Origin of the sequence: Paraburkholderia atlantica, from assembly GCF_009362785.1 — a bacterium.
Lineage (GTDB): Bacteria > Pseudomonadota > Gammaproteobacteria > Burkholderiales > Burkholderiaceae > Paraburkholderia > Paraburkholderia atlantica.
Genome location: NZ_WHNQ01000001.1, coordinates 445,822 through 462,665, shown reverse-complemented (window position 1 = coordinate 462,665; position 16,844 = coordinate 445,822). Strand labels below are relative to the sequence as shown.

At 64.1% G+C, this 16,844-nt stretch carries 21 protein-coding genes and 1 riboswitch; of the genes, 9 read left to right on the top strand and 12 right to left on the bottom strand.

The window, feature by feature from the left end:
- Positions 1 to 15 precede the first annotated feature (15 nt).
- From pal to ydfG, 7 genes are all read right to left on the bottom strand, one after another.
- Positions 16 to 522: a peptidoglycan-associated lipoprotein Pal gene (pal, locus tag GCT19_RS02080; RefSeq protein WP_013088520.1), complete on the bottom strand. Its 507-nt coding sequence runs from the start codon at positions 520 to 522 to the stop codon at positions 16 to 18.
- A gap of 32 nt (positions 523 to 554) precedes the next feature.
- The gene (gene tolB / locus GCT19_RS02075; RefSeq protein WP_152850886.1) at positions 555 to 1,847 is read right to left on the bottom strand and encodes a Tol-Pal system beta propeller repeat protein TolB; all 1,293 of its coding nucleotides are present in this window, start codon (positions 1,845 to 1,847) and stop codon (positions 555 to 557) included.
- 137 nt (positions 1,848 to 1,984) lie between these two features.
- Positions 1,985 to 3,028 carry a cell envelope integrity protein TolA gene (gene tolA / locus GCT19_RS02070; RefSeq protein ID WP_152850885.1) on the bottom strand — a complete coding sequence of 348 codons (1,044 nt, stop codon included), beginning with the start codon at positions 3,026 to 3,028 and terminating at the stop codon, positions 1,985 to 1,987.
- A complete protein-coding gene (gene tolR / locus GCT19_RS02065; RefSeq protein WP_013088523.1) occupies positions 3,025 to 3,471 on the bottom strand; it encodes a protein TolR in 447 nt (148 codons plus the stop codon). The genes tolA and tolR overlap by 4 nt, the downstream gene beginning before the upstream one ends.
- A 10-nt stretch (positions 3,472 to 3,481) precedes the next feature.
- The gene (tolQ, locus tag GCT19_RS02060; protein WP_006047860.1) at positions 3,482 to 4,159 is read right to left on the bottom strand and encodes a protein TolQ; all 678 of its coding nucleotides are present in this window, start codon (positions 4,157 to 4,159) and stop codon (positions 3,482 to 3,484) included.
- 187 nt (positions 4,160 to 4,346) lie between these two features.
- Positions 4,347 to 4,811: a tol-pal system-associated acyl-CoA thioesterase gene (ybgC, locus tag GCT19_RS02055; RefSeq protein WP_152850884.1), complete on the bottom strand. Its 465-nt coding sequence runs from the start codon at positions 4,809 to 4,811 to the stop codon at positions 4,347 to 4,349.
- A gap of 200 nt (positions 4,812 to 5,011) precedes the next feature.
- Positions 5,012 to 5,758 (bottom strand): bifunctional NADP-dependent 3-hydroxy acid dehydrogenase/3-hydroxypropionate dehydrogenase YdfG, encoded by a 747-nt coding sequence (ydfG, locus tag GCT19_RS02050; protein WP_018431858.1) that lies wholly within the window; start codon positions 5,756 to 5,758, stop codon positions 5,012 to 5,014.
- Between the two features lie 247 nt (positions 5,759 to 6,005).
- Positions 6,006 to 6,132: riboswitch (ZMP/ZTP riboswitch) on the top strand.
- Positions 6,133 to 6,310: 178 nt separating this feature from the next.
- Here ydfG and glyA point away from each other — a divergent pair.
- The 7 genes from glyA (at position 6,311) to GCT19_RS02010 (ending at position 11,129) form a co-directional block, all read left to right on the top strand.
- The gene (glyA, locus tag GCT19_RS02040) at positions 6,311 to 7,558 is read left to right on the top strand and encodes a serine hydroxymethyltransferase (RefSeq protein ID WP_013088526.1); all 1,248 of its coding nucleotides are present in this window, start codon (positions 6,311 to 6,313) and stop codon (positions 7,556 to 7,558) included.
- Between the two features lie 6 nt (positions 7,559 to 7,564).
- Positions 7,565 to 8,047, top strand: coding sequence for a transcriptional regulator NrdR (nrdR, locus tag GCT19_RS02035; protein WP_008919734.1), 483 nt, complete (start codon positions 7,565 to 7,567; stop codon positions 8,045 to 8,047).
- 219 nt (positions 8,048 to 8,266) lie between these two features.
- Positions 8,267 to 8,827 carry a GspH/FimT family pseudopilin gene (locus tag GCT19_RS02030; protein ID WP_152850883.1) on the top strand — a complete coding sequence of 187 codons (561 nt, stop codon included), beginning with the start codon at positions 8,267 to 8,269 and terminating at the stop codon, positions 8,825 to 8,827.
- Positions 8,824 to 9,273 carry a type IV pilus modification PilV family protein gene (locus tag GCT19_RS02025; RefSeq protein WP_152850882.1) on the top strand — a complete coding sequence of 150 codons (450 nt, stop codon included), beginning with the start codon at positions 8,824 to 8,826 and terminating at the stop codon, positions 9,271 to 9,273. Before GCT19_RS02030 ends, GCT19_RS02025 begins: the two co-directional genes overlap by 4 nt.
- Positions 9,270 to 10,076: a PilW family protein gene (locus GCT19_RS02020; protein ID WP_152850881.1), complete on the top strand. Its 807-nt coding sequence runs from the start codon at positions 9,270 to 9,272 to the stop codon at positions 10,074 to 10,076. The genes GCT19_RS02025 and GCT19_RS02020 overlap by 4 nt, the downstream gene beginning before the upstream one ends.
- A gap of 128 nt (positions 10,077 to 10,204) precedes the next feature.
- Positions 10,205 to 10,675, top strand: coding sequence for a pilus assembly PilX family protein (locus GCT19_RS02015; RefSeq protein WP_018431854.1), 471 nt, complete (start codon positions 10,205 to 10,207; stop codon positions 10,673 to 10,675).
- Between the two features lie 22 nt (positions 10,676 to 10,697).
- The gene (locus GCT19_RS02010) at positions 10,698 to 11,129 is read left to right on the top strand and encodes a type IV pilin protein (RefSeq protein ID WP_152850880.1); all 432 of its coding nucleotides are present in this window, start codon (positions 10,698 to 10,700) and stop codon (positions 11,127 to 11,129) included.
- 92 nt (positions 11,130 to 11,221) lie between these two features.
- Here GCT19_RS02010 and GCT19_RS02005 read toward each other — a convergent pair whose 3' ends face one another.
- The 3 genes from GCT19_RS02005 to GCT19_RS01995 form a co-directional block, all read right to left on the bottom strand.
- On the bottom strand, positions 11,222 to 11,734 hold the full coding sequence (locus tag GCT19_RS02005; RefSeq protein ID WP_018431852.1) for a DUF3318 domain-containing protein: 513 nt from the start codon (positions 11,732 to 11,734) through the stop codon (positions 11,222 to 11,224).
- A gap of 57 nt (positions 11,735 to 11,791) precedes the next feature.
- Complete coding sequence (locus tag GCT19_RS02000; protein ID WP_013088533.1) at positions 11,792 to 12,181, bottom strand: phage holin family protein; 390 nt, start codon at positions 12,179 to 12,181, stop codon at positions 11,792 to 11,794.
- A 133-nt stretch (positions 12,182 to 12,314) separates the two neighbouring features.
- Positions 12,315 to 12,617, bottom strand: a complete 303-nt coding sequence (locus GCT19_RS01995) for a DUF883 family protein (protein ID WP_013088534.1) — start codon at positions 12,615 to 12,617, stop codon at positions 12,315 to 12,317.
- Positions 12,618 to 12,959: 342 nt separating this feature from the next.
- Between GCT19_RS01995 and GCT19_RS01990 the strand changes: the two genes are divergently transcribed.
- On the top strand, positions 12,960 to 13,598 hold the full coding sequence (locus tag GCT19_RS01990; protein WP_013088535.1) for a peroxiredoxin: 639 nt from the start codon (positions 12,960 to 12,962) through the stop codon (positions 13,596 to 13,598).
- Between the two features lie 76 nt (positions 13,599 to 13,674).
- Here the strand turns inward: GCT19_RS01990 and GCT19_RS01985 are convergent, their stop codons facing one another.
- Positions 13,675 to 14,865: an acyl-CoA dehydrogenase gene (locus GCT19_RS01985; RefSeq protein ID WP_152850879.1), complete on the bottom strand. Its 1,191-nt coding sequence runs from the start codon at positions 14,863 to 14,865 to the stop codon at positions 13,675 to 13,677.
- Positions 14,866 to 14,960: 95 nt separating this feature from the next.
- Between GCT19_RS01985 and GCT19_RS01980 the strand changes: the two genes are divergently transcribed.
- Positions 14,961 to 15,746 (top strand): IclR family transcriptional regulator, encoded by a 786-nt coding sequence (locus tag GCT19_RS01980; RefSeq protein WP_152850878.1) that lies wholly within the window; start codon positions 14,961 to 14,963, stop codon positions 15,744 to 15,746.
- 42 nt (positions 15,747 to 15,788) lie between these two features.
- Here GCT19_RS01980 and GCT19_RS01975 read toward each other — a convergent pair whose 3' ends face one another.
- Positions 15,789 to 16,622, bottom strand: coding sequence for an EAL domain-containing protein (locus tag GCT19_RS01975; protein WP_013088538.1), 834 nt, complete (start codon positions 16,620 to 16,622; stop codon positions 15,789 to 15,791).
- Between the last annotated feature and the right edge of the window lie 222 nt (positions 16,623 to 16,844).

The window sequence follows — 16,844 nt, the reverse complement described above, 5'->3', positions numbered from 1 at the left end:
TTATCACCCGTTGACTTACTGTTGATACGCGAGGTCGGCGCGGCGGTTCTGTGCCCACGACGCTTCGTCATGACCCGTTGCCAGCGGCTTTTCCTTGCCGAGGCTCACGGCTTCCATTTGCGAATCCGACACGCCCATCAGCGACAGCGAACGACGCACCGCTTCAGCACGCTTCTGGCCGAGTGCGAGGTTGTATTCGCTGGTGCCGCGCTCGTCGGTGTTGCCCTGGATCAGCACGTGACGCTGCGGGTGACCCTTCAGATATTGCGCGTGTTGTTGCAGCAGCGGTTGATAGTCGTCCTTGACCGAGTAGCTGTCGAAGTCGAAGTAGATGCTGCGCTTTGCGAGCGGGCTGTTCGGATCGTTCAGCGGGTCGACGTTGACCGTCGCGACGTCGTTCGGATTCGGTTGACCCGAGCCTGCGCCCTTGCCGGCGTTTTCGTCGAGCTTGACGCCAGAGTGACATGCGGCCAATGCACCGACCATCACGACGGCGAATGCGAAACGAAGTTTGGACATCATTTGATTACTCTCCTTGTGTTATTGCATCAACGTTATTGCATAAACGGGCCCCAGGATGGCTCGCGTACGCTGCCCCCCTGAACGGACAGGACCTGCCGAGTGCGACCATCGGTCGATACTGCGGCCAACACGCCACGGCCGTTCACCTGAGTGGCGTAAAGAATGTACTGACCGTTCGCCGCGAAGCTCGGCGATTCGTCATGTGAGGTGTCCGTCAGGCCCGTGGCGGTTCCGCCTTGCAGGTCCTGGATGTACAGCTTGAATCCACCACCGACGCGCGAGATGTAGGCAAGCTCCTTGCCGTCAGGACTCACACGCGGGCTGGTGTTGTAGCTGCCCGTAAACGTGACGCGTTGCGCGTTGCCCGCGCTTTCACCTTGCGCCGGCATCTTGTAGATCTGCGGAGCGCCGCCGCGGTCGCTCGTGAAATAGATCCACTGACCGTCAGGAGAGTAGGTCGGCTCGGTGTCGATCGAGCTGCCCTGCGTCAGACGACGCAGACCGCTGCCGTCCGCGTTGACCGCGAAAATCTGCGTATTGCCGGTACGCGACAGCGCGACGGCGAGCGTGCGGCCATCCGGCGACCACGCCGGCGCGCTGTTGTTGCCCTTCTGGTCCGATACGACGATGCGCCGGCCCGTGGGCAGATCGTGGATATAGACGATCGGCTTCTTCTTCTCGAACGACACGTACGCGACCTTGGTGCCGTCCGGCGACCAGGCCGGCGAGATGATCGGCTCGGGGCTCGACAGCGCGATATGCGCGTCCTGGCCGTCCGAATCCGAGATCTGCAGCTGGTAGCGGTTGCCCGACTTGATCACGTACGACAGGCGCGTCGCGAACACGCCGCGGTTGCCCATCAGCTTGGCGTAAATGTAGTCCGCGACCTTGTGCGCGCTCATGCGCAGACCGCTTTCCGGGCTCACCAGCACGAGGCCGCCGAGGCTTTCGCCCTTGACCGTGTCGTACAGCTTGAAACGCACTTCGTACTGGCCGTTCGGCAGGCGGTTCACGCTGCCCGCGACGAACGCGTTGGCGCCCTTCGCCTTCCATGCGCCGAGGTCGACGGAATCGGTCTCGGACACCGGCGTCGCGCCTGCGTCGACATTCGTGAATTTGCCGCTGCGTTGCAGATCCTGACGCACGATCGTGCTGACCTGCTGCGGGGAGTTCGCTTCATTGGCGAAATTCGCCGTTGCGATCGGAAACTGGGTGGATCCGACGCCCGTCACGAGGACGTTGAGTTGTGCGTTGGCGGCGCCGCCGACGGCGATCAGGCACGTTGCCACGAGTGTTCGCAGGCCTAGCTTGGTCATCAAACTCATGCTGTATGGGTTCCTCAAAACGGTTTTACTTAATACTCGAAGACAGCAGACAGACCGGTAAACGGCTATTTCGTTCCCGCGCAACGCCGGCCTGGTGGGGCACGGCGTTGGATGTCAGTCGGCTGTCAGCCTGCACATCAAGCTGCCGGACGCAGCGTGATAGTGAAGTAGTCAGGCGTCTTGCCATTCACGTCCCGCGGCATCGGATCGGAGGCTTTCACCGCTCGCAACGCGGCGGCGTCCCACGCGGCGTTGCCGCTGCTGTGGGTAATGTTTGCGCTCAGCTGATTGCCGTCCGGCGAACACCGCACGGCGATCACGGTTTCGAGACCTTCCGTTTCGCCGCCCCAGTTCACATGCTGAAGCACCAGCCGTCGCACCTTGTCCGCGTAGCCCGGCGACGCGGCCGTGCCTCCGGAGCCGCTACCCGTTCCGCTCTTGCCCAGTCCGTTGCTGCTCGAACTGCTGCCGCCCACGCCGCCAGCAAGACCCTGCATCTGCGCGAGCCGCGCGCGACGTTCGTTGTCGAGCTGCTTCTTCGCCTGCGCGGCCGCTTCGGCTTGCGCCTTCGCCTTCGCCGCTTTCTCGGCATCAGCCTTCTTTTGCGCTTCCGCCTGTGCCTGTTTTTGCTGCTGCTCCTGCTGTTCTTTCAGTTGCTGCTGCTTTTGCTGCTCGGCGAGTTGCTGTTGCTTGAGCTTCTCGGCCTGCTGCTGTTGCTGTTGTTGCTGCTGCGCCTGTTGCTGCTTGAGCTTCGCGGCCTTCTGCGCCGCGAGCTGGGCCGCCTGTTCGGCCGCCAGTTGCTGCTGACGCTTCGCTTCCGCTTCCTGCTGCTCTTTCAGCTTCTGCTGGCGCTGTTGCTCGGCCAGTTGCGCGGCGCGAGCCGCTTCCTGCTGCTGACGCTTCTTTTCCTGCAGCGCGATGTCGGCCTGCTCGTCGCGCACGGGCGGGGCAGGGGCGACCGGCGCGGGCGGCGGCGTGACGACGGGATGCGGGATCGCCGAGTCCGGCACCTCGGTCCATAGTTCCGCCTGCTCGCCCTCGGGCGTGCTGTTTTGCCACTGGATGCCGTGATAAAGAAAGAATCCGAGCAGCGCATGCATCACCAGCGCGAACAGAAAAGCTCGCCCGGTGCCGCGTTCACGCGGTGGCTGAAGCGGATATTCGGTGTTCTTGCGGATCATTGCGATTTGACAAGCAATCCAACGCGCTTGACGCCCTGAGCCTTCAACTCGGACATCACATTCATCACGACTTCGTACTTCACGGTTTTGTCGGCGGCGATCACGACGGGCTGATCCGGGTGCGATTGTGCCCGATCGGCGATGAAACCTTTGAGGCCAGCTTTCGTCATGTCTTCCTGCTGCTGCGTGCCGGAGTCGTCCTTGTACTTGACGCTCATGTTGCCGTCAGCGCGGATATTGACGATCACGGGCGGCGTCTGCTGCTGCGGGGCGGCGCCGCCGACGGTCGGCAGATTGACGATCGACGGTGCGACGAGCGGCGCCGTGACCATGAAGATCACGAGCAGCACGAGCATCACGTCGATGTACGGCACGACGTTGATGTCGGCCATCGCGCGACGCGAGCGCGAGCCGCGCATGCTGGAGGAGCGGGAGCCTGCCATCGGGGCCTCCTTAGTGTGCCTGGCGCTGCAGGATGTTCGAGAACTCTTCGATGAAGGTTTCGAAGCGGATCGCCAGACGATCGATGTCGTGCGCGTAGCGGTTGTAGGCGACCACGGCCGGAATCGCGGCGAACAGGCCGATCGCGGTGGCGGTCAGCGCCTCGGCGATGCCCGGAGCGACGTTCGCGAGGGTGGCCTGCTGCACGTTGGCGAGGCCACGGAACGCATTCATGATCCCCCACACCGTGCCGAACAGACCGATATACGGGCTGACCGAACCGACCGACGCGAGAAACGCGAGGTTCGCTTCGAGCACGTCCATTTCACGCTGGAATGCCGCGCGCATCGCGCGCCGGGCGCCGTCGAGAATCGCGCCGGGATCGTTCAGGCGTTTCTCTTTGCCTTTCAGGAATTCACGCATGCCGGACTCGAAAATCCGCTCCAGCGCGCCGATCGTGTGGCGGTTGTTCGCGGCGCTCTGATACAGCGCCTGCAGGTCGCCGCCCGACCAGAAATCGCGCTCGAAGCGTTCAGTTTGCGCGCGCGCCCGGCGAATCGCAAACCACTTGCGGAAGATGAAAGTCCAGGAGAGTAGCGACAGCAACAGCAGCAGAGCCATGACGGCCTGGGCCAGCAGGCTCGCGTTGAGTACGAGTGAAACGATCGACAGATCTTGTGTAGTGTTCATAAAGGTTCGTTTTAACGTCCCGGGAAGGGGGCGTCCGGCTGCAAAGCCGCTTCAAGCTTGCCGTGGACAAAACGGAAGCATCGGCGATATCGAAGCCGAACCATGCTTTGTGCTACCTGACCGGTATGAGTTCACTGGCCTCGTAACAACGAGGCTCAGGTATCGTCCGTTGACATGCCGCCGTTGTTCAGTCCGCGCTGTCGCCGACGCCGGGTCCCTGCCGCAGCGCGGCGAGAACCGAAGGCGGGATCGCGGCTGGCCGCAGCGTCGCGCGGTCCACACAGCCAACCCGGACCGACCCGGTAGCAAGCAACGTGCCTTCGCGCCAGGCTTCCTGCACGAAGTCTACCGAAGCTCGGCCAAGACGCTCGATCCGGCTGATAATTTTCACGAGATCGTCGAGCCGGGCCGGAGCCCGGTAATCGACCGCGGTACTGCGCACGATGAAAATCGCGTCGTTTTCTTCCGCAAGCCGATGCTGGTCGACGCCGCACGCGCGTAGCCATTCGGTGCGAGCCCGTTCGAAAAACTTCAGGTAATTGGCGTAAAACACGATGCCGCCGGCGTCGGTATCTTCGTAATACACGCGGATGGACCACGTATAGCCGATTTCCGTGCCTGGCTGGCTGGTCGACATATTCATGCGGCGCATTCTACCGGAACGCAAACTTCGGGGTCTGTTTCGAAGTGTGAGTTGCGTGGGGCGGGTGTCGGCGGCGATGAAGGCCGGCTTTGTCGGCCGCGCCGGGACCGGGGGAGCGGGTTATCGGCGCGCCGCGAGAAAAAGCCGGCATGGTGGTGGGCGGCGGCGCGACCAATGGTAGCAGTGGCCGTCGCCGGCCGCCTTCAAACTCAGCCGCGATGCACGGACAGACCGGCGAACGACTGCGCGACCGGCATCAGCTCGATCGTGTTGATGTTGACATGGGCCGGGCGCGTGGCGATCCAATAGATGGAATCGGCAATGTCTTCGGCCGTCAGCGGTTGCACGTTTTCGTAGACCTTGGCGGCCTTGTCGTCATCGCCGCGATAGCGCACGTTCGAGAACTCGGTGCCGCCGCACAGACCCGGCTCGATGTCGGTCACGCGCAGCGCGGTACCGGCGAGGTCGGCGCGCAGGTTCAGGCTGAACTGGCGCACGAACGCCTTGGTCGCGCCGTACACGTTACCGCCCGCGTACGGCCAGCGGCCGGCCACCGAACCCAGATTGAAGATATGTCCGCGATTGCGCTCGACCATGCCGGGCAGCAGCGCATGCGTGACCTGCACGAGACCCGTGCAATTGGTCTCGATCATGGTGTTCCATTCGTCGAGGCTTGCCTTGTGCGCCGGCTCGGTGCCGAGCGCGAGGCCGGCGTTGTTGACGAGCACGTCGATCGCGGCGAAGTCGGCCGGCAACGAGGCCGGCACTGCATCGACGGCGGCGCGGTCGCGCACGTCGAGTTCGTACGGCAGCAGCGCGTCGCCGAGTTCGTCGGCGAGTGCCTGAAGGCGGTCCTTGCGGCGAGCAGTGGCGACGACACGATGGCCGCCCTTGACGAACGAGCGGGCGATGGCAGCGCCGAAGCCGGCCGACGCTCCTGTGACAAACACGATCATTGCAGTTCCCTGGTCGGTAAGAGACAAAGGCCCCAAGCCTACTTCCAATGCCGCGCTGCGGCAAGGATGCACGAGCCGGATCGGGGTCTGCCGCAGCGGCGCGCAACGGGTGCGCGGCGCGGCCGGCGCGCTTTCGTCGGATGGTTGCGCCGCGGGGTCACCGGACCGCCGGCAGGCCCCGCCAGCGGGCGTCGGAGCGCCCGGAAGTCGGTTGCCTATTCGGGCCTCTTCCAATACACTAACGCGCTCGACCCTGCGTGACTGGCGATAGAACCGAGTCGTCCGACTCAGCCGATTCAACCAATCGGGTTCAAGGTGGAACAACCCACCGTGAAGCGCAGGGTGCCGTTTTGCCGTTCGCCTGGGCAGCCGTGAACCGCGCGCATTAATCTGCGCTGACGGTGGCTGGCGTGCCTCGCGTGTGCGGCGACTCTCCACTCGCCACGTCAGGGCAAGCCTCGCCGCCCACAGCGCTGCGTACCCCGCTGTGTACCCTCTACGCAGGATTCGGCGCACGATCCGGTCAACCTGAAAACACTCAACGGAACCCGTATGTTTGACAGAGCCCAAAGCACCATCGCCAACGTCGACCCTGAACTCTGGAAGGTTATCGAGCAGGAAAACCGCCGTCAGGAAGAGCACATCGAACTGATCGCGTCGGAAAACTACACGAGCCCGGCCGTGATGGCCGCGCAAGGCTCGCAACTCACGAACAAGTACGCCGAAGGTTATCCGGGCAAGCGCTATTACGGCGGCTGCGAATACGTCGACGTCGCCGAGCAGCTGGCGATCGACCGCGTGAAGCAGCTGTTCGGCGCCGAAGCCGCGAACGTGCAGCCGAACTCGGGCTCGCAGGCGAACCAGGGCGTGTTCTTCGCGATGCTCAAGCCGGGCGACACGATCATGGGCATGAGCCTCGCGCACGGCGGCCACCTCACGCACGGCTCGCCGGTCAACATGTCGGGCAAGTGGTTCAACGTGGTCAGCTACGGTCTGAACGAAGCCGAAGACATCGACTACGACGCGGCTGAAAAGCTCGCGCAAGAACACAAGCCGAAGCTGATCGTGGCGGGCGCATCCGCGTTTGCGCTGCGCATCGACTTCGAACGCCTGTCGAAGATCGCGAAGTCGGTTGGCGCCTACTTCATGGTCGACATGGCGCACTACGCGGGTCTCGTCGCCGCGGGCGTTTATCCGAACCCGGTGCCGCACGCCGACTTCGTCACCACCACCACGCACAAGAGCCTGCGCGGCCCGCGCGGCGGCGTGATCCTGATGAAGGCCGAGTACGAGAAGCCGATCAACTCGGCGATTTTCCCGGGCATCCAGGGCGGTCCGCTGATGCACGTGATCGCCGCGAAGGCCGTCGCGTTCAAGGAAGCGTTGTCGCCGGAATTCAAGGCGTATCAGCAGCAGGTCGTCGAGAACGCGCGCGTGCTCGCTGAAACGCTGGTCAAGCGCGGTCTGCGCATCGTGTCGGGCCGCACGGAAAGCCACGTGATGCTGGTCGACCTGCGTGCGAAGAAGATCACCGGCAAGGCTGCGGAAGCGGCACTCGGCGCGGCGCACATCACGGTCAACAAGAACGCGATCCCGAACGATCCGGAAAAGCCGTTCGTGACCTCGGGCATCCGTCTGGGTTCGCCGGCGATGACCACGCGCGGCTTCGGCGTGAAGGAAGCCGAGCAAGTCGGCAACCTGATCGCCGACGTGCTGGACAACCCGGAAGACGCCGCGACGATCGAGCGCGTGCGCGCGCAAGTCGCCGAGCTGACCCAGCGCTTCCCGGTTTACGGCTAAGCCGTCATGCATTGCCCCTTCTGCCGCCACGCCGATACGCAGGTCGTCGACTCGCGCGTATCCGAAGACGGCGCGACGATTCGCCGGCGCCGCCGCTGCCCGGCCTGCGACAAGCGTTTCACGACGTATGAGCGGGTCGAACTGGCGTTGCCGTCGGTCGTCAAGAAGGACGGCACGCGCACGGAATTCGATCGCCGCAAGATCGTCGCGAGCATGCAACTGGCGCTGCGCAAGCGCCCGGTTGCGGTGGACGCGATCGAAGCGGCGGTCGCCCGCATCGAGTACCAGCTGCTCGGTAGCGGCGAGCGCGAGGTGCGTAGCGAGCGCCTCGGCGAACTCGTGATGAACGAGTTGCGCGCGCTCGACACGATTGCCTATGTCCGCTTCGCCTCCGTGTACCGGCGCTTCGAAGACGTCTCCGAATTCGAGGACGTGATCGAGGAATTCCGCCGCGCCTCTTCCCCGCCCAAGCCTTCCCGCAAGCGCTGAGCGCACGCACGCCGCACCTGTGCTGCGGTCATTCGCATCCATCGCCTCGCGCATTTCGCGCTTTTCTTCACGCATCGCTTCTCCCGCCTCCTTGATGGATCGTCACGTGCATTGTTGCGCGCGCTGACGTCTGAATGCCACCTGGCCATTCGGACGATGGTCGGCGCGCTCGCGAATCGCTAGATTGGCTGCATCCGTTCGATTCGCTCAGGGATACAGATGGAAATCAAGGGAACTCGCCGGCCATCGCGCGCCGGTTTCACGCTCGTCGAAACGCTGGCGGTGATAGCGCTCGTGATGCTGATGGCCGTGATGGCGATGCCGTCGTTCACGGCATGGCATATGCGCGATCAGATCGACGCGCGCTCGAAGGCGCTGCTGTCCACGTTCGCCTACGCGCGCAGCGAGGCGCTGCGGCGCGGCGCGCGCATCACGGTGTGTCGCGTCGACGCCGCGCGCGTCTGTCTCGCGTCGGGCCAAGCTTGCGCCGACGGCATCGCCGACTGGGCGTGCGGCTGGGCCGTATTCGCCGAACGCGGCGGCAAGCCGTCGTTGTTGCGCGCGCAGCCGGCGCTCGCGGCGGTGAGCATCACCGGCGTGCAGACGGATATGACGTTCACGCCGCCCGCAGGGCAACTAATCGGCGCGTTTCGAAGTTTCGATATCGCCCCGCGGAGCCCATCGAAGTCGGTGCAGGGGAACCCGTGGCGGCGCTGCATCAGTGTCGCGGCAGGAGGTCGCGCGCGGATCACGGAGGGTGCGTGTGGAGCGGCGTCATGAGACGGCACACATTCGACACCGGTGTGCGTGTGCGTGCGTCGGCGTGTGGCGGCAGCTCGTTGATCGAGGTGATGCTGGCGGTCGCGTTGGTCGCGGTGAGCGCGCTGGGGTTGATCGCGGCTCAGGTGTGGGCCGCACGCGAAGCGCGCGCGATGTCGCTGCGCGAGAGCGCCGCGTGGATAGCCGACTCGATCGCCGAAGCGACGCGCACGCCTTCCGCGGGCGATGCCGCAGTCAATCAATGGAACGCATGGGCGAGCGTTCTGCTGCCGCACGGCGACGCATCGATCGGCGGGAGCGGCGCGGTCGCGGCGGCGCGCGTGACGTGGGCGTCCGTGCGGGACAGGCCCGCTGCGGGCGATGGGATCGGCCCGCCGGCGGAGCCTTGCGGCGACGTCGATGCACCGGCCGGATCGTCGTGTGTCGCGTTGGCGTTCGCGAAATGAAGCGGCCACATTGCCCACGCGGTCACACCCTGGTCGAATTCCTGATCGCGATGGCGCTCGGGCTGATCGTGACCGCGGGCGCCGTGTCCCTTTACACGGCACAGCGCAACGTATTCGTGCAGGCGAGCAACGCGAACCGGATTCGCGAAGCCGGCTTGACCGCGCTGATGCTGATCGGCCAGCAATTGCAGATGGCGGGCTTCGTCCCTGCCGACGTCGTGGGCTATAACGCGGCGCCTGCGCTGTTCGGCTGCTCGGGCGGTCGCCCGACCGGTGCCGACGACAGCCTGGCTTGCACCACGTTGAGCACCGGCTCCGACGGCGTCGCGATCCGTTACGTCGCAGACCTCGTATCGACATGGCCATCGTCGAGTGGGCAGGCCACCGATTGTGTCGGCCAGGCAGTCAAGAGCAGCGACGCAGTCCTTGGCGATCAGGGCGCGCCGGTGGTCAATCGGTACTTTGCCAACATCAGCGGCTCGACCGGCGAGCCGGAACTCTACTGCGTCGGCAGCGGCAATGCGGGGTCCGCGCAGCCGCTGGTCGAGGGCGTCGAGCGTGTGCGGTTGCGCTACTGGCTGGACGGTGCGGCCGATGCGGTGAATGCGTCGGCCGTCGCGGCGGATCAATGGATGAACGTCGTCGCCGTAGATGTCTGCGTGCTCGTGCGCGGCGCGCCGCAAGGACGACGCTCGAAGTACATCGATTGCGATGGCGTGAGTACGCTCGGCACAGACTTGCGACCTCGACAGGTATTTTCGCGCAGGGTTGCGCTGCGCAATCGCGCTGGGGCGTCGTCGTGATGGACCGCGACGCAGCAACGAAACGCTGCCGCACGTTCGACATGTGCGGCGGAGTGGGCGCAAAAGCGAAACACCTGGTTAGGCGAAGTTGTCGGGACGGTGCCCGACGCGCACATCAACGCGGTGTCGTGCTAGCCATCGTGCTGTTGATCGCGGCCATGATGCTCGCCACTTCCGCGATATGGTTCGAAACATCGCTCGCGGCCGCTCGCGCGGCGACCAATGCGCGCGACTATCTGCAGGCTTTCCACGCGGCGGATTCGGCGCTCGGCTTGTGCGAGCGCAACGTGCTATCGGCAACTGGCGACGCGCCAAATCCGCCGCTCACATCCGGCGAGCCGGCTCAATGGAGGCTTGAAACTGCGTTCGACGCAGGCGCCCTCACACCTGTGCCTCAATGGCCGGGATCGTCGCGTGCGCCGCAATGCCTGATCGAGCGCTGGCGTCTCGCGAGTCGGCCCAACGCCAGCGCTTATCTGCTGAGCGCGCGCGGCTTCGGGCAGAGCAGCGAGTCACAGGTCTGGTTGCAGCTGGAGCTGGTGACCGAGGATGGCGCGATCGAGCGTCATTGGCGGCGCGTTGCCGCGAGACCATTCTGACGAACGCACCGACTGGACACGTATGAAAAGCCCGAACACAACCGCATTCACGCTGCTCGAACTCGTGATCGCGCTCGCGATTGCCGCCACGCTCGCCGCGTTTGCGATCCCTTCGTATCGAAGCCACATCGCGCGCACTCATCGCATCGACGCGGCGTCGGCGCTATATCGGGCTGCGCAATTCGTCGAGGCCGCGGCGAGCGATGGCGTGCCGGCCTTGCCACCGGGCATCGATCAGGCGCCGCAGTTCGGCGCGCCGGTGTATCGCGTGCGGGTGCTGCCCGCGGACGACACGAACGGCGGCTATTCGATCGAAGCGGCACCCGCGGAAGCGGGCCCGATGCGCGATGACCCCTGCGGCACGTTCACGCTAGATGCGACAGGCCAGCGGGGCAATAGAAACGACGCGAGCGGCGCGACGCCCACGAGCAACGAATGCTGGAATACGGGCTAGCGGGAGCGGGTCAATCGAAACCGACGGGCGCGGCCATGTGATCGCGACATCCGATAGATCGCGGATTGCAGCCCCTCGCAGCGGCCACGACTTCAATAGCCGCTTCGCGTCGAGTCAGCCTGCTCAGCTGCCGACTGCGCAGTAGCGGAAGCCGCCGCCGCCCGTGCCGCCGCCGACTCGTTCTTCATCTGTTGCCAGATCCGGAACGCTTCCCACGCGCCGAGCGCAAGGCTGCCCCACTTGAGCGCGGGCCTCGCGCTCCTGACGACCGTTGCGCGCAGCGGTTTGGCGAGCAACAGCGAAACGACCGAGCTGATGAACGGGTACTGCTTGAGCAATGCGCCGATCGTGCCCGCGTTGAGCACGCGCGCCTTCGACCCTTTGCCGACGCGCACGCCGCCGAAGCCGGGAATCACGAACTTGAGCCAGCTGAAATGCGTGACGGCCTGGCGCAGTTCGAACGCGGCCTGCGCGAGCTCCACGCGTTCGACGTCCGCGCGCACGAGCAGCAATTCCTTGCGTAGCGCCCGCAGATGCGGCGCGCTCAGATCCTTCGACGGATGGCGCTTGTTACGAAAGGCTGTATCGGGACGGGATGGGCTCATGGCGTGTCGGCGGGAATGGAGGTGAGGCGATGGGTCGGATGCAGACAAAGTTGCCCATCAGTCGCGGCTGCGAAACGCTTCGCGATCCTTTTCGAATTCGGCGATGGTCGCTTCGAATACCAGCGGCGCGTTGCGCAAACCGCTGCGCGCCTTCAGCGCGCAGGCGAGCCCGGCAATCGCGTAGACCGCGGTGATGCCGGCAAGCGCCTGCCATCGATAAGTGTCCCAGAAGGCAATGGCGACGAGTGCGGTTAATGCGATCAAGGCCATCGTGGCGAGCATCATCGCGGCAAGACCGAGAAACAGCACGCCGAGCAGGCGGTCTTTTTCCTCGGCGAGTTCGATGCCCACCAGTTCGAGCCGCGTCTGCAGGATTGCAAACACGGAACTGAGAATACGGCGCAACGGGCTGTGTCCTGCGCGCTGCGAGTGTGTTTCGGTCGTCATGGCTGTGGGCGTTGCGCGTGAGGGCCTGGCCGGCGCGCACGCACGCCAGCAGAAGGGGACCGGCGAGGCTCGCGCCGGTCCGCCCGTATCGCCGGTGCGCCGGACGTGCCTGCTCCGGCGGCCTCACCGGCCTTTACTTGCGATTGATCAGCAGACCGACCATCACGCCGATGCCGGCGGCGATGCCGATGGACGCCCACGGATGTTCGTGCACGTAGTCGTCGGTAGCACGGGCGGCCTTCTTGCCTTTTTCGACGACCACGACCTGAACGTCGGCTGCTTTTTCTTTCGCCTGCTTCAGTCGCGTCAGCGCAGTCTCGCGCAGTTCGGACGCGCGTTCGCCGGTAGCGCTCGCGGCCTGTTTCAGCAGGTCTTCAGCGTCCGCGAGGACGGTTTTGATATCCGACATCAATCTCTCCTTGTTGACTTCCGACATTGACAGCTCCCTTTGTCTCACGCTACGCGTGAATCGTAACCAAAGAAACGGTCGCTGGCGAGCCTAGTGCCGGTTGCAGGCCGCCGACGCACGATCCGTTCCCGGCAGCGCGTGGAGACAGCCGCTTGAGGGCACTTTGCTCCAGACCGGTATCGGATTGAGTTGATCTGTCCCGCAAAGTTTCCATCAAACGGGAGAAAATTACAAAAACGCATAAAGTACTGACGCGATGTTGGTTCGCGATGTACCACGGCGGCCTTATGCTTTATCGTGACGGGCCGTCGCGGGCACACGCCCGCGACCTTATCTGGATACGTTCCGAATACCTACAGGAGATGCACTATGAGTCTACGTCTTGGCGACATTGCGCCGGATTTCGAACAGGAGTCGAGCATTGGCCGTATCAGTTTTCACGACTGGCTCGGCAATAGCTGGGGCGTGCTGTTCTCGCATCCCGCCGACTTCACGCCGGTCTGCACGACTGAGCTTGGCTTGACCGCGAAGCTTGCAAGCGAGTTCGAAAAGCGCAACGTGAAGACGATCGCGTTGTCGGTCGACAGCGCGGAGTCGCACAAGGAGTGGATCAAGGACATCAATGAGACGCAGGCCGCCAGCGTGGGTTTTCCGATTCTCGCGGACGGCGATCGCAAGGTCTCCCAGCTTTACGACATGATTCATCCGAACGCGAACGAAACGTTCACCGTGCGTTCGCTGTTCATCATCGATCCGAACAAGAAGGTGCGTCTGATCATCACGTATCCGGCGAGTACCGGCCGCAACTTCGACGAAGTGCTGCGCGTGATCGATTCGCTGCAACTGACCGACAGTCACTCGGTCGCGACGCCGGGCAACTGGAAGCAGGGCGATGACGTCGTGATCGTGCCGTCGCTGAAGGACGAAGAAGTGATCAAGCAGAAATTCCCGAAGGGCTACAAGGCGCTGCGTCCGTACCTTCGCATGACGCCGCAGCCGAACCGGTAAGCTGCGCGGCATCAAACAGAAAAGCCGGTTCGAATGAACCGGCTTTTTTTGCACTAGCAGAACACCAGCATCGGCATCAGAAGAACGCCTGAATACCCGTCTGCGCGCGGCCGAGGATCAGCGCATGAACGTCGTGGGTGCCCTCGTAGGTGTTGACGACCTCGAGGTTCACCAGATGGCGGGCCACGCCGAACTCGTCCGAAATGCCGTTGCCACCGAGCATGTCGCGCGCGAGGCGGGCGATGTCGAGCGCTTTGCCGCACGAATTGCGCTTCATGATCGACGTGATTTCGGTGGCGGCCGTGCCTTCGTCCTTCATGCGGCCGAGGCGCAGTACGCCTTGCAGCCCGAGCGTGATTTCGGTCTGCATGTCGGCGAGCTTCTTCTGGATCAGCTGGTTCGCAGCGAGCGGCCGGCCGAACTGCTTGCGGTCGAGCACGTACTGACGCGCGATGTGCCAGCATGCTTCCGCCGCGCCGAGCGCGCCCCAGGCGATGCCGTAGCGCGCCGAGTTCAGACACGTGAACGGACCGCGCAGGCCGCTGACGCCCGGCATGATGTTCTCTTCCGGCACGAACACTTCGTCGAGCACGATTTCACCGGTGATCGACGCCCGCAGACCCACCTTGCCGTGGATCGCCGGCGCCGACAGACCCTTCCAGCCCTTCTCGAGAATAAAGCCGCGGATGTGGTCCTTGCCGTTTTCCTCGAGCTTTGCCCACACGACGAACACGTCGGCGATCGGCGAATTGGTGATCCACATCTTCGAGCCCGACAGTGAATAGCCGCCATCGACCTTCTTCGCGCGCGTGACCATGCTGCCCGGATCGGAGCCGTGGTTCGGCTCGGTCAGGCCAAAGCAGCCGATCCACTCGCCGCGCGCGAGCTTCGGCAGATATTTTTCCTTCTGCGCGTCCGAGCCGAATTCGTAGATCGGCACCATCACCAATGATGACTGCACCGACATCATCGAGCGATAGCCGGAGTCGACGCGTTCGACTTCACGCGCGATCAGCCCGTACGCGACATAGTTCAGACCGGGGCCGCCGTACTGTTCGGGAATCGTCGGGCCGAGCAGGCCGAGCTCGCCCATTTCGCGAAAGATGCCGAGATCGGTCTTTTCATGGCGGAACGCCTCCAGCACGCGCGGCAGCAGCTTGTCCTGCGAGTATGCCGCGGCGGCGTCGCGCACCATGCGTTCGTCTTCGGTCAACTGCTGATCCAGCAGCAACGGGTCTTCCCAATGAAACTGCGCGGCTACGGCCATGACGTATCTCCCTGATTTCACGCTCAGAACGAGCTTGACTTGAGTTCCGCCTTGCGAAACAATGTTTTGCAAACGACGCCCGAGTTTAGCACCCTATGACGCTGCCATCCACTTTCTCCGCTCCGCTCGACGAACGCAAATTCGTCGTCGCCCTTGCTCGCGGGCTGGACCTGTTGCGCGCTTTCCAGCCGGGCGACACGATGCTCGGCAATCGCGATTTCGTCGAACGCACGGGTTTGCCGAAGGCAACCGTGAACCGGCTCGCCTACACGCTGACGGTGCTCGGCTATCTGCGGCTCGACGAAAGACACGGCAAATATGCGCTCGACGCGGGGGTGCTGTCGCTCGGCTTCGCGCTGCTGTCGGGCAGCGACATGCTCGAGCTTGCTCGCCCGCACCTGCGCAGCCTGGCGCGCGAGGTCGGCGCGGCGGTCTCGCTCGGGTGCCGGGACGGGCTCGACATGGTGTATCTGGAGACGATCCGCAGCGAAACAGCGCTGACGCTCGGCCTCGCCTCCGGCTCGAAACTGTCGATGCTGACGAGTTCGATGGGCCGCGCCTATCTCGCCGTGCAGCCGCCCGACGCGCGAACCGCGTTACTCGCGGAACTGAAAAAAGCGGCTGGCAGGGCGGGGGCGATGCTGGTCGCCGAAGCCGAACAGGAGATCGCCGCGTTCGCGACCGAGCGGTGCTGCTACTCGTTTCGTGCGTGGCATGACGACGTGAACGCGGTCGCGGTGCCGTTTCGCGAGCCGCGCGAAAACCGCTGGCTCGTGCTCAGCTGCAGCGGGCCGGCGTCGTCGATGGGGGAGGAGGTGTTTCGCGAGAACGTCGCGCCGCGTCTGAAGGCGCTCGCCGCGCGGCTGGGAGAGCCGGGCTGAAGGTCATGCCGGGGCGCCCCGGCCAATCGGGCCCACACCGTGTCACGCCGCCCGGTCGTGATAATGCGCGTTGAACAATGGTCCTTGCACGAACCGCACGTCGTACTGCTGTAGTGCGGAGAACTGCGTCTCGTCCATCACGCGATTGAAAATCAGCGGCACCTTTAGCCGGCCCGCGTAGCCGACGAGCGGCTTCACGGTCGCGTCGCGCAATGCGACCGACGCATCCATCTTGATGAAGTCGAGCCGCGCGGTTTCCGATACCGACAGGATCTGCCCCGCGTTCGACAGATTGCCCGCCACCTTGAAGCCGTAGTGCTGATAGCTGCGCGTCAGATAGCCCAGAAACGTCTTGTGCGCGACTGCCGCCGCCGGCAGCTCGATGACGATGCGCGCCGGACTCAGATTGAACGACGTCAGCACGTTCGAAAAATGTAGGCCGTGGTCGTACTTCACACTCTTCAACAACCTCTCGTGCACGCGCAGAAACAGCAGCCCATGCCGCTGCGGGCCGAAGAAGTTGATTGCATGCAGCGCGCGCGACATGCGATCCAGCGCGACCAGCTGCTGATCGTCGGCGATGTTGTCGAACGGATCGAACACGTCGAACGGCGGTGCGCCGAGCCGGTGCGTGACCGCCTGAAAGCCGAGCTCGTCACCGAAGCGGTCCACCCCTTCCGCGCCGCATGACAGCGACTGCGCGAGCCCATGCACGCTGATGTCGAAGATCGGCTCGTAGGCGCTGGTGAGCTCGATGCCGTCGAAATGCGCGAGCGCGATGCCGGCGTGCGCGCCTTGTCCCATTGCCAGATGCTCGCCGAGAAACGGGTGATGAGCGGCGCGGGCGATCAGATCGGGGATGGTTGGCGAAATCATGAAGGGAATGAAAGGCGACGATGAACGCGCACCGGGCGCGTGGCAGCGCGACGCGATGGCCGCATCCATTGATGGTAGCAGTACGCGCCCTGCGCAGATTAACAAAATGCTCATAACGTTATGGGCCTCAAGCTTATTGGCCGGGGCTCAGCGCGGAATGGCGAGCTTGACGCGCGCGTTTCCAGGGGTATACGTTAGTTTCACTATTCGTAATTAGTTTTA